This window comes from Pseudomonas sp. 1 R 17, from assembly GCF_900067035.1.
Taxonomy (GTDB): domain Bacteria; phylum Pseudomonadota; class Gammaproteobacteria; order Pseudomonadales; family Pseudomonadaceae; genus Aquipseudomonas; species Aquipseudomonas marginalis.
Genome location: NZ_FKLB01000053.1, coordinates 58,598 through 70,667 on the forward strand (window position 1 = coordinate 58,598; position 12,070 = coordinate 70,667).

Consider the following 12,070-nt stretch of genomic DNA (forward strand, 5'->3'; position numbering starts at 1 on the left):
ATTACCCCTTGACCGCGCCGGCCGTCAGGCCGCGCACGAAATACTTGCCTGCGATCACATAGACCAGCAGGGTCGGCAGCCCGGCGATCATCGCCGCCGCCATATCCACGTTATATTCCTTGGCCCCGGTGCTGGTGTTGACCAGGTTGTTCAGCGCCACCGTGATGGGCTGGGAGTCGCCACTGGAGAACACCACACCGAACAGGAAGTCGTTCCAGATCTGGGTGAACTGCCAGATCAGGCAGACCATGATGATCGGCGTGGACATCGGCAGAATGATCTGACGGAAGATGGTGAAGAAACCGGCCCCGTCCAGGCGTGCCGCCTTGATCAGCGCATCCGGGATGCTCACGTAGTAGTTACGGAAGAACAGCGTGGTGAACGCCAGGCCGTACACCACGTGCACAAACACCAGGCCGGTGGTGGTGCTGGCCAGGCCCATCTTGCCGAGGGTGAACGACGCAGGCAGCAGCACGGTCTGGAACGGCAGGAAGCAGCCGAACAACAGCAAGCCGAAGAACAGCTGCGAACCACGGAAGCGCCAGAACGACAGCACATAACCGTTCAATGCACCGATGGCGGTGGAAATCAGCACGGCCGGCACGGTGATCTTGAGCGAGTTCCAGAAGTAGCCATCCACGGTGGCCCAGGCCTTGACCCAGCCGATGCCGCTGACCACGGTCGGCCAGCTCAACAGGTTGCCGGTGCTGATGTCTTCCGGGGTCTTGAAGCTGGTGAGCAACATCACCACCAGCGGTACCAGGTACAGCAATACAGCGAGGATCAACACCGCGTAGATCGCGATGCGGCTCAGGCTGATGGCAGGTTTGGCAGCGAGACTAGTCATTACGCTTGGTCCTCAGCTCGGAGTAGAGGTAAGGCACGATGATCGCGAGGATCGCACCGAGCATCAGGATTGCACTGGCCGAGCCCATGCCCATCTGGCCACGGCTGAAGGTGAACGAGTACATGAACATGGCGGGCAGGTCGGACGAATAGCCCGGGCCACCGGCCGTCATGGCCGCCACCAGGTCGAAGCTCTTGATCGCAATGTGCGCCAGGATCATCACCGCACTGAAGAACACCGGACGCAGGCTGGGCAGCACCACGCTCCAGTAGATGCGCGGCAGGCTTGCGCCGTCGATCTGGGCGGCACGGATGATCGACTGATCAACGCCACGCAGGCCGGCGAGGAACATCGCCATGATGAAACCGGAGGCTTGCCACACGGCGGCAATCACCAGGCAGTAGACCACGCGGTCCGGGTCGATCAGCCAGTCGAGACGGAAGCCTTCCCAGCCCCAGTCACGCAGGAGTTTGTCCAGGCCCATGCCCGGGTTGAGCAGCCATTTCCAGGCGGTACCGGTGACGATCATCGAGAGCGCCATCGGGTACAGGTAAATGGTGCGGATAAAACCTTCGCGGCGGATTTTCTGGTCGAGGAAAATCGCCAGCGTCACGCCGATCACCAGGGTGATGCCGATGAACATCCCGCCGAACAGCGCCAGGTTCTTGCTCGCCACCCACCAACGGTCGTTGTCGAACAACCGCTCGTATTGCGCAAGACCCGCCCATTTGTAGCTTGGCAGGAACGTAGAGGTGGTGAACGAGAGCACAAACGTCCACAGGATGTAGCCGTAGAAACCCACCAACACGATGAACATGCTGGGCGCCAGCACCAGTTTGGGTAGCCAGCGCTGCAGTGCATCGAACGGCGAGGCTTTGCTGAACACAGCAACAGAACTCATGGGGAAATCCAATACAGGGAAAAAGGACTACAGAAGCACGCCTTGTGAGGGGTCAGGGATCCCCCTCACAAGGTCAACCGTTACTTGGCAGACTTGATCGCAGCGCCGAGTTTCTTGGCGGTGTCGGCCGGGTCGGCTTTCGGGTCGTTGATGTAGTTGGTCACGACATCGAAGAACGCACCTTGCACCGCCAGGGTGGTGGCCATGTTGTGCGCCATGCTTGGCTGCAGGCCGCCGGTCTTGGCGTCAGCCAGGAAGTCCTTGGCGGCAGTCTGGGCGCAGGAGTCGAAACCGTAGGAGTCCATTTTGTTCAGCATGTCGTTGCGAACAGGGATCGAGCCCTTGTTGATGCTGAACACCTTCTGGAAGTTTTCACCCAGCACGACTTTGGCGATGTCCTGCTGGCCAGCAGCAGTGCCTTTGTCTTTCTGCTTGAACACCGCCAGGGAGTCGATGTTGTAGGTGAAGGCTTTGTCGGTGCCCGGGAAGGCTACGCACTCGTAGTCTTTGCCGGCGACTTTCTTGGCGGCAGTCCATTCGGACTTGGCCCAGTCACCCATGATCTGCATACCGGCCTTGCCGTTGATGACCTTGCCTGCTTCGAGGTTCCAGTCCTGGCCTTTGCCGTCGACGTCCATATAGGTCGCGACTTTCTTCAGCTCGGTCAGGGACTTGACCATTTCCGGGCCGGTCAGCGCAGCGTTATCGAGGTCGACCAGGGCTTTCTTGTAGCCATCGGCGCCCATTACCGACAGGACCACCGCTTCGAACACGGTGCTGTCCTGCCAAGGCTGGCCACCGTGGGCGAGCGGGATAAAGCCCGCGGCCTTGAGCTTGTCGCCGGCGGCGTAGAATTCTTCGAGGGTGGTTGGGTTCTTGGTGATACCGGCTTTCTTGAAGACTTCCGGGTTGATCCACAGCCAGTTCACGCGGTGGATGTTGACCGGTACGGCAACGTAGTCGCCGTCGTACTTCACGGTGTCGGAGACCTTCTTGTCGAGCAGGGAATCCCATTTTTCGTCTTTGGCGACGGACTTCAGGACGTCGGTGTCGAGCAGGCCGGTAGAGGCCCACTCCTGGATGTCGGGGCCTTTGATCTGGGCAACGCCTGGCGGGTTGCCGGCGACCGCGCGGCTTTTCAGCACGGTCATGGCAGTAGCGCCACCGCCACCTGCGACGGCGCCGTCTTTCCAGGTGAAGCCGTCTTTCTCGACTTGGGCCTTCAGGACATCTACAGCCGCTTTTTCGCCACCCGAGGTCCACCAATGCACAACTTCAACCGTCCCTTTGGAGTCGGCGGCAAATGCACTGAGGGGAAACAACGAGGCAACGGAAATAGCTACGGCGAGGCGATTAATCGCGTTCATCTGAATACCTTTTCTTGTTGTTATGCATGCAAGTCTGGAGCTTGCGCTGCACGGAGTTTAAACATGGTTTTTTCGAGCACAGGTAACAAAGGGATGCACAAATGTCACCACTTGGTGACATAACACCCAGCGCCTAAAGCGCTGGCCATGCTCGGTGCCAGGGGCAGTGCAGGCAGCACGACCGCTTGCCAGGCATGGTACAGGTCCGGTTTACCGCCCCAGATGGTGCTGCTGGGCTGGTTGTGCGGGCTGAGTTCGTGGTGCCAGCTGCCGTGGAGGCGGTCGATGAAATGGGTGTCGCAAAACTCCCAGAAACGCCGGTACCAGGTTTCGTAATGCAGCTCACCCGTGCGTTTGAGCAAGGCCTGGGCAGCGGCGCTGGCTTCGGCGTGGGTCCAGTGCAGACGCTCGCGCACGACCGGGCGGTGGTTCCAGTCCAGGGTGTAGACGATACCGGGGGCGCCATCCACGGCCCAGGCATAGTCGCAGGCGCTGGCAAACAGGCCCTTGGCGGCGCTCAGCAGCCAGTCCGGCGTGGCCAGCCCGGCCTGCAGGCGCGCGGCTTCCAGGTGCAGCACCAGCCGCGCCCACTCAAAGCCATGGCCAGGGGTGATGCCATACGGGCGGAAGCCATCGGCGGGGTTGTCTTCGTTGTAATCGAGCAGGGGTTTCCATTGCGCGTCGAAATGCTCGATTACCATGAACTGGTTGGCGGCGGCGTGGGTATGAATCACTCGCTCGACGATGCGCAGGGCGCGATCCAGCCAACGTGTGTCGGCGGTGACATCGGCCAGGGCCAGGAAGGCTTCGGTGGCGTGCATGTTGCTGTTGGCGCCGCGATAGGCTTCGACGCCGCTCCAGTCCCGGGCGAAGGATTCGAGCATCACGCCCTCCTCTTCGCTCCAGAAGAACTGGTCGATGATATGGATGGCGTCGTTCAGCAGATTTTGCGCACCGGGCGCGCCTGCCACCACGGCCGAGCTGGCGGCCAGGGCGACAAAGGCATGCAGGTAGGCCGCCTTGCCGCTGTTGCCGTCCAGGGCCTGGGGCACGGCGAACCAGCCACCGTGTTCGCTGTCACGCAAAGGTCCGCCCAGGGCCGCAACACCGTGCGCCACCAATTCGGCATAACCCGGCAAGCCCATGGCATGGGCCATGGCGAAGCTGTGGGTCATGCGCGCGGTATTCATGGTTTCGGCGCGAGCATCGGCCGGCAACTGGCCTCTGTCGTCGAGGTTGCCAAAACCCTCAGGCAGACGGGAGGCCTTGGCGAAGGCCAGCAGGCGCTGCCCTTCGGCGGCGAGCCAGTCGTGATGGGCAGGTGCATTCAGCCAACTGCTGGCAGGCAGTGGTCGCGTGGTCATGGGTGGCCCTTATTATTGTTTGTGGGATGACCGGAGTCTAAACAAGGGCAAGGTGGGGGCAAGTAACGAAGGGGATGGGAAATGTCACCAGATGGTGACATTCAAGCCGCTAGGCGGCCTGTGGCAAGCAAGCTTGCCACAGGCCCGATATTACTGGCCGAGCGGCGTTGCTGCCGCCGGCGCATTCAGGCGCTGATTCAGGTTCTGCACCTGGCTCTGCAAGGTGGTGATATTGCGGGTGGTCTGGATGCGGAACACGTCGAACTCCTTGTTGGTCGGCGCATCGCTGTTGGCCGGCTGGCTGTCCTGGGCGCTTTTGAGTACCACGAGGTCCTGCTCAAGACGGGCGATGGCTGCGCTCGGGTTACCTTGTTTTTTCAAGGCGGCCACATCAGCAGCCAATTCCTTTATCTCCGTATCGCGCTTGCCGGCATCGCCCTGCGCTGCCTTCAGGGTGGCCACTGCATCGGTCAAGGCTTGCACCTGGCCCTGCAGCTTGGCATTGGCGCTCGACAGCTCAGTGGTGCTGGCAGTCATTTGCGCCAGGCGCTTGTCCAGCTCGGTGGCCTGGCCGGCAACGCCGAGTTGCTGCTTGCCCTGCTCCAGCAACTGGGTTTCCAGCTGTTTGATCTGCAGTTTCAGCGCTTCGCTGCCGTTGTTCACGTTGGCTTCACTGGCTACGACCTTGCCGGAAATGTCCTGCAGGCGCCCTGCCGCTTCTTCGCTGATGCGCGCAAAGCTTTCCTGGGTGGCTACCAACTGCTGGCCCATCAGGGAAATCTGCTGGAAGCTCCACCAGGCCAGGCCGGCGAAGGCGATCAGCAGCGCGCCGATCAATGCCCACAGCGGGCCGGTGCTGGCGCCCTTGACCTTGACCACGGGCGTGTTGCGCGAACGCACCGAGGTGGCCGGGGAAGGTTCGAAATCATCGTCATCCCCAAGATCGGCCCGCAGGCTGGGAATGTTGTCGAAATCGTCTTTGGCATCGTTACGCATGAATCAACCCTGAATCGGTGAGTTAGCTGGCTGGAAAGCCGAGCGACGGGAGTATAAACCCCAACCCCATCGCGTTGATCGACCCGGAACCTGGAATTCGGTTCCCGATGTGTTGCCTGTTGTGACCTTATTTGAACCCGGGATCCTGGGCCTTCCACCAACTGCAGAACTCGTCGAGGGCAGTCCACAGGCTGACCTTGGGCTCGTAATCCAGATAATGCCTGGCCCGGCTGATGTCGAGGGTGAAATCTTTGTTCATTACCTGCATGCCCAGGCGCGATAACGCCGGCTCCGGACGACCGGGCCACATTGCGCAAAAGGCTTCGTTAAGCGCCGCCACGCTGTAAGACAAGCCGTAGGAGCGATAACGGGTCACCTGGGGCAGCTCCATTTGGCGCATCACGTAATTGACCACATCCCACACCGGCACCGGCGTGCCGTTGCTGATGTTGTAGGCCTTGCCCAGGGCCGAACCGGTGGCCAGCAAGCTGCTGAGCAGCGCTTCGTTGAGGTTGTGCACACTGGTGAAGTCGACCTTGTTGAGACCGTCGCCGACGATAGCCAGGCGGTTCTTGCACTGCATCTTCAACAGGCGCGGAAAAATACTCATGTCACCGGCACCGGTGACGAAACGCGGGCGCAGGGCCAGCACCTCGAGGCCGAACTCCTGGGCGCCGAACACTTTCTGTTCGGCCAGGTACTTCGTGGCCGCATAGGGATGCTTGAAGCGCTTGGGGACTTGCTCTTCGGTCAACCCGAGGTGATCGCGCCCGTCGAAGTAGATCGACGGCGACGACAGGTGCACCAGACGGCCCACGCGCTGCTTGAGGCAGGCTTCCACGACGTTTTCAGTCACCAGCACGTTGCCTTGATGGAAGTCCTGGTACTTCCCCCACAAGCCCACGGCGCCTGCACAATGCACCACGGCTTCGACATCGCGGCACAGGTCGCGCACCAGGTCGGCATCACTCAAGTCACCCTGGATAAACTCGGCACCGCGTCGAACCAGGTGCTCCACACCCTCGGCGCGCCGCCCGTTGACCCGCACGTCCAGGCCCTGCTCCAGGGCGAAACGCGCAAAGCGCCCGCCGATGAAGCCGCTTGCGCCGGTGACCAGAATCTTCATGTATTACCCCGTGTTCTTTCATTTTTCATCGCAGTTGCCTTGACGACCGCCATCAGTCCAACGGCACCAACCATTGTCCGCAGGCTTGGGCCAGGTGGTCGGTCAACAGGCCCAACAGCTGCCCGCCGCTGCGCCAATGATGCCAGTACAACGGTACATCGATGGGCTTATCTGGCATCAACTCGACCAACACGCCCTTTTCCAGTTGGTCGCGCACCTGCAACTCAGGCACCAGCCCCCAGCCGAGCCCGGCTTCCGCCAGGCGGATAAAGCCTTCGGACGATGGGCATAAATGGTGTTCGAAACCGCCGTCCACGCCCAGAGACGCCAGGTAGCGGTGCTGCAGGAAATCATCCGGGCCGAACACCAGTGCCGGTGTGCGCGCCAGTTGCTCGGCACGCACACCTTGGGGGAAATGCCGTGCAACAAATGCAGGGCTGGCCAACGCCCGATAACGCATGGCGCCGAGCAACAGGCTGCGGGCTCCGGCCACCGGGCGCTCGCTGGCGCAGATACAGGCGGCTACTTCCCCGGCGCGCATGCGCTTGAGTCCCACCGTCTGGTCTTCTACGACCAGATCCAGCAGCAAATGCTGCTCGGCACAGAAGTCGCTGACCGCCTCGGCCCACCAAGTGGCCAGGCTGTCGGCATTCAGGGCGATGCGCAGGCGTTCAGGCATGCCTTCTTCGTCCAGCGCCGGCACCTGGCTTTGCAGGTCGCGCTCCAGCAGCCGCACCTGCTGCACATGGTTAAGCAAACGCCGACCGATATCGGTGGGCGCCGGCGGCGTAACCCGCACCAGCACCGGCTGGCCGATGCGTGCTTCCAATAACTTGATGCGCTGGGAAATCGCCGATTGCGACAGCCCCAATACCTGGGCACCGCGCTCGAAGCCGGCCTGTTCCACCACCGCCGCCAGGGCGGAAAGCAATTTATAGTCGAACATCAGTTTCTCTAATGAGCGATCAGCAATATTGGTTTTTCTTATACAGCCTGGACCACGAGAATAGCCAGCATCGCTTCTCTCTTTAAAAGGAACCTTCACCATGGCTGGCGAAACCGCCCTGGCAACCCTGCTGCGCAGCATGAGCCCGCAGCTCAATGACGGTGACTACGTGTTCTGCACCCTGCCTGACCATCGTATCCCGGCCGGTTGCGAGGCCATCGGCAGCTTTCGCGAGCTGGAAGGCCTGACCCTGATCCTGGAGCGCCGGCAGGCGGAACAGGCCGGGCTGGCGTTCGACTACATCGCCGCGTGGATCACCCTGAATGTGCATTCAGCGCTGCAAGCCGTGGGCCTGACGGCCGCCTTCGCCAGCGCACTCGGCAAAGCCGGGATCAGTTGCAACGTGATCGCCGGCTACTACCACGACCACCTGTTCGTCGGCCGTGCGGATGCCGAGCGAGCCATGGACGTATTGCGGCAACTGGCAGCGACTTCGGAGTAATGGTTATGTGGCAAAGCTATCTGAACGGATTATTGGTGGCCCTGGGGCTGATCATGGCCATCGGCACGCAAAACGCATTTGTATTGGCGCAAAGCCTGCGCCGTGAACATCACCTGCCGGTGGCGGCGTTGTGCGTGGTGTGCGACGCCTTGCTCGTGGCCGCCGGGGTATTCGGCCTGGCGACGGTGCTGGCACAAAACCCGCTGCTGCTGGCGATTGCCCGCTGGGGCGGCGCCGCGTTCCTGCTGTGGTACGGCACCCTGGCGCTGCGCCGGGCGTTTTCGACACAGGGCCTGGAGCAAGGGGGCGACCTCAAGGTCCGCTCATTGCGCGCCGTATTGCTCAGCGCCCTGGCGGTCACGTTGCTCAATCCTCATGTGTACCTGGACACGGTGCTGCTGATCGGCTCACTGGGCGCGCAACAAACCGAACCCGGCGCCTACGTGGCCGGGGCCGCGAGTGCATCGTTGCTGTGGTTCGCCACCCTGGCGCTCGGCGCGGCCTGGCTGGCGCCATGGCTGGCACGCCCGGCGACATGGCGCCTGTTGGACCTGTTGGTAGCGGCGATGATGTTCAGCGTGGCCTATCAATTGATCAGCGCCTGATGAATATTCCAAAACGCTCTGGAACCTCTATCCCACACAGTTGTTGCGTGGTTTTGCCGCACCCCCGGTGCTATGATCCGGACCCTGCGCCGCAAAGAGTACAAACTCCCCGGCGCTTGTTTGGCCGCCCGTGATCGGCCTTGCGCTCACCGCAACTGACCTGATTAGGAGAATCATCATGGCTTTCGAATTGCCGCCGCTGCCCTACGCACACGATGCCCTGCAGCCGCACATCTCCAAGGAAACCTTGGAATACCACCACGACAAGCACCACAACACCTATGTCGTGAACCTGAACAACCTGGTGCCAGGCACCGAGTTCGAAGGCAAGACCCTGGAAGAAATCGTCAAATCTTCTTCGGGCGGCATCTTCAACAACGCCGCTCAGGTCTGGAACCACACCTTCTACTGGAACTGCCTGGCACCAAACGCCGGCGGCCAACCCACCGGCGCGCTGGCTGAAGCCATCAACGCCGCGTTCGGTTCGTTCGACAAGTTCAAGGAAGAATTCACCAAGACGTCCGTCGGCACCTTCGGTTCCGGTTGGGGCTGGCTGGTGAAAAAGGCTGACGGTTCCCTGGCCCTGGCCAGCACCATCGGCGCCGGCAACCCGCTGACCAGCGGCGACACCCCGCTGCTGACCTGCGACGTGTGGGAACACGCCTACTACATCGACTACCGCAACGTACGTCCAAAGTATGTGGAAGCGTTCTGGAACCTGGTCAACTGGAAGTTCGTCGCTGAGCAGTTCGAAGGCAAGACCTTCACTGCCTAAGCAACCCTTGCAGTAGAAAGAGCCCGGCGATTGCCGGGCTTTTTTGTGGGTGCAGCATAGGCAAGCCAGAAATACTGGAACCCACCAATAGGATTCACCACACAAGGGGTAGGAGGAATAAACCTCTTAATCACGTGTGAGGAATTACGATGGATCCTATGTCGGCGGCAACGGGCGCAATCCCAATGATAACGGGACTTCTTGATAAGGGTATGGATCTGGCCAAAGGAGTAATGGACATGGCAAACGAGGAAATCGACATAGCCGGTGGCGGCGAAAAGATCGGCGGGGAAGGACAACAACCACAGGGTCCGGTTAATTACTAACACCGCCGGCTCGCAGAAGGCGGACCGGCTCCGCCTTCTCTCCAGTCAATATTTGTACCGCATGCTGATTCTTTATCCACGTCTGCCAGGCACCGATCTGCGTTGGTACCTCTCAATGCTGGTCAGCCAAAACGTCAATTGAGCTTATGCCCCAATGTCCCTTTGACTGCCAACCTCAGATTGCCAATACTCATGGCATATTGAAGGCCACCCGCATGAGACAAGGAATGCCCCTTTGAAGCTGGAACTCAAAAACAGCTTGTCGGTGAAGTTGCTACGGGTCGTGCTGCTGTCGGCGTTGATCGTGGGCGTGACGCTGAGCGTGGCGCAGATCGTTTTCGATGCCTACAAGACGCGCCAGGCCGTGGCCGGTGATGCCCAGCGCATCCTCGACATGTTTCGCGACCCCTCGACCCAGGCCGTCTATAGCCTGGACCGCGAGATGGGCATGCAGGTGATAGAGGGGCTGTTCCAGGACGAGGCGGTGCGCATGGCCTCCATCGGCCATCCCAACGAAACCATGCTGGCAGAAAAAAGCCGTGCCTTGCAGCACTCCCCCAGCCGCTGGCTCACCGACCTGATTCTTGGCCGGGAACGCACCTTCACCACTGCCTTGGTCGGCAAAGGCCCCTACAGCGAATATTACGGTGACCTGAGCATTACCCTCGACACCGCCACGTACGGCCAGGGCTTTATTGTCAGTTCGGTGATCATCTTCATTTCCGGCGTGTTACGCGCCTTGGCCATGGGCCTGGTGTTGTACCTGGTTTACCACTGGCTGCTGACCAAGCCGCTGTCGCGGATTATCGAACACCTGACATCGATCAACCCGGACCGCCCCAGCGAGCACAAGATCCCGCAACTCAAGGGCCACGAGCGCAACGAGTTGGGGTTGTGGATCAACACCGCCAACCAGTTGCTCGAATCCATCGAGCGCAACACCCACCTGCGCCATGAGGCGGAATCCAGCCTGCTGCGCATGGCCCAGTACGATTTCCTCACCGGCCTGCCCAACCGCCAGAAACTGCAGGAGCAACTGGACAAGATCCTCATCGACGCCGGTCGCCGCCAGCGCCGGGTTGCGGTGCTGTGCGTGGGACTGGATGACTTCAAAAGCGTCAACGAGCAGTTTACCTACCAGGCCGGCGACAAATTGCTGCTGGCCCTGGCCGACCGTCTGCGCGCCCACAGCGGTCGCCTCGGCGCCCTCGCCCGCCTGGGGGGCGACCAGTTCGCGCTGGTACAGGCCGATATCGACCAGCCCTACGAAGCGGCCGAACTGGCGCAAAGTATCCTCGACGACCTGGAGGCGGAGTTCGCCCTCGACCACGAGGAAATTCGCCTGCGCGCCACCATCGGCATCACCTTGTTTCCCGAAGATGGCGACAGCACCGAGAAGCTGCTGCAAAAAGCCGAACAGACCATGACCCTGGCCAAGAGCCGCTCTCGCAACCGCTATCAGTTCTATATCGCCAGCGTCGACAGCGAAATGCGCCGCCGCCGCGAGCTGGAAAAAGACCTGCGCGATGCCCTCAGCCGCGACCAGTTCCACCTGGTCTACCAGCCGCAGATCAGCTATCGCGACCAGCGTGTGGTAGGCGTGGAAGCCCTGATCCGTTGGCAGCACCCGGAACACGGGCTGGTGCCGCCGGACCTGTTCATCCCGCTGGCAGAACAGAACGGCACCATTATTCCGATTGGCGAATGGGTACTGGACCAGGCCTGTCGACAATTGCGCGAATGGCATGACCTGGGCTTCACCGAACTGCGCATGGCGGTCAACCTGTCCACCGTGCAGTTGCACCACACCGAGCTGCCACGGGTGGTCAACAACCTGATGCAGATCTACCGCCTGCCGCCGCGCAGCCTGGAGCTGGAAGTCACCGAAACCGGCCTGATGGAAGACATCAGCACCGCCGCCCAACACCTGTTGAGCCTGCGCCGCTCCGGGGCATTGATCGCGATTGATGACTTCGGCACCGGCTATTCCTCCTTGAGCTATTTGAAAAGCCTGCCCCTGGACAAGATCAAGATCGACAAAAGCTTCGTCCAGGACCTGCTGGACGACGATGACGACGCCACCATCGTTCGCGCCATTATCCAACTGGGCAAAAGCCTGGGCATGCAGGTCATCGCGGAAGGCGTGGAAACCGCGGAGCAGGAGGCCTACATCATCTCCGAGGGTTGCCATGAAGGTCAGGGTTACTACTACAGTAAACCCCTGCCGGCCCGGGAGTTGGCGGCTTTTTTGAAGCAGGCGGAGCGCAATGGCGCGGCCATTCTCTGAGCGGGCAAAACGATACTGAATATTTCCC

Annotated in this window: 12 protein-coding genes; 5 read left to right on the forward strand and 7 right to left on the reverse strand. The window is 60.9% G+C overall.

Annotation, left to right across the window (positions count from 1 at the left end):
• Position 1: 1 nt before the first annotated feature.
• From BFP99_RS18400 to BFP99_RS18430, 7 genes are all read right to left on the reverse strand, one after another.
• Positions 2 to 847 carry a carbohydrate ABC transporter permease gene (locus BFP99_RS18400; protein ID WP_027605592.1) on the reverse strand — a complete coding sequence of 282 codons (846 nt, stop codon included), beginning with the start codon at positions 845 to 847 and terminating at the stop codon, positions 2 to 4.
• Complete coding sequence (locus tag BFP99_RS18405) at positions 840 to 1,748, reverse strand: carbohydrate ABC transporter permease (protein ID WP_003175732.1); 909 nt, start codon at positions 1,746 to 1,748, stop codon at positions 840 to 842. The genes BFP99_RS18400 and BFP99_RS18405 overlap by 8 nt, the downstream gene beginning before the upstream one ends.
• Positions 1,749 to 1,828: 80 nt before the next feature.
• Positions 1,829 to 3,115: an ABC transporter substrate-binding protein gene (locus BFP99_RS18410; protein ID WP_027605591.1), complete on the reverse strand. Its 1,287-nt coding sequence runs from the start codon at positions 3,113 to 3,115 to the stop codon at positions 1,829 to 1,831.
• A gap of 104 nt (positions 3,116 to 3,219) precedes the next feature.
• Positions 3,220 to 4,479, reverse strand: a complete 1,260-nt coding sequence (locus BFP99_RS18415; RefSeq protein ID WP_065925931.1) for a D-mannose isomerase — start codon at positions 4,477 to 4,479, stop codon at positions 3,220 to 3,222.
• Between the two features lie 150 nt (positions 4,480 to 4,629).
• Positions 4,630 to 5,475 carry an ATPase gene (locus BFP99_RS18420; protein WP_065947868.1) on the reverse strand — a complete coding sequence of 282 codons (846 nt, stop codon included), beginning with the start codon at positions 5,473 to 5,475 and terminating at the stop codon, positions 4,630 to 4,632.
• A gap of 127 nt (positions 5,476 to 5,602) precedes the next feature.
• On the reverse strand, positions 5,603 to 6,601 hold the full coding sequence (locus BFP99_RS18425; RefSeq protein WP_065947869.1) for an NAD-dependent epimerase/dehydratase family protein: 999 nt from the start codon (positions 6,599 to 6,601) through the stop codon (positions 5,603 to 5,605).
• Positions 6,602 to 6,653: 52 nt separating this feature from the next.
• Positions 6,654 to 7,547 (reverse strand): LysR family transcriptional regulator ArgP, encoded by an 894-nt coding sequence (locus tag BFP99_RS18430; protein ID WP_065925928.1) that lies wholly within the window; start codon positions 7,545 to 7,547, stop codon positions 6,654 to 6,656.
• Between the two features lie 100 nt (positions 7,548 to 7,647).
• On the opposite strand from BFP99_RS18430, the gene BFP99_RS18435 reads away from it, so the two are divergent.
• The 5 genes from BFP99_RS18435 to BFP99_RS18450 all read left to right on the forward strand — a co-directional run bounded on the left by BFP99_RS18435 (position 7,648) and on the right by BFP99_RS18450 (position 12,042).
• Positions 7,648 to 8,049 carry an ACT domain-containing protein gene (locus BFP99_RS18435; protein WP_065947870.1) on the forward strand — a complete coding sequence of 134 codons (402 nt, stop codon included), beginning with the start codon at positions 7,648 to 7,650 and terminating at the stop codon, positions 8,047 to 8,049.
• A gap of 5 nt (positions 8,050 to 8,054) precedes the next feature.
• Positions 8,055 to 8,654 carry a LysE/ArgO family amino acid transporter gene (locus BFP99_RS18440; protein WP_065925927.1) on the forward strand — a complete coding sequence of 200 codons (600 nt, stop codon included), beginning with the start codon at positions 8,055 to 8,057 and terminating at the stop codon, positions 8,652 to 8,654.
• 178 nt (positions 8,655 to 8,832) lie between these two features.
• Positions 8,833 to 9,429, forward strand: a complete 597-nt coding sequence (locus BFP99_RS18445) for a superoxide dismutase (RefSeq protein ID WP_003212997.1) — start codon at positions 8,833 to 8,835, stop codon at positions 9,427 to 9,429.
• 149 nt (positions 9,430 to 9,578) lie between these two features.
• Entirely contained in the window at positions 9,579 to 9,755 is a 177-nt protein-coding gene (locus tag BFP99_RS33315) for a hypothetical protein (RefSeq protein ID WP_161985734.1), read from the forward strand.
• A gap of 235 nt (positions 9,756 to 9,990) precedes the next feature.
• Positions 9,991 to 12,042, forward strand: coding sequence for a putative bifunctional diguanylate cyclase/phosphodiesterase (locus tag BFP99_RS18450; protein WP_027605584.1), 2,052 nt, complete (start codon positions 9,991 to 9,993; stop codon positions 12,040 to 12,042).
• The last annotated feature ends 28 nt before the right edge of the window (positions 12,043 to 12,070 follow it).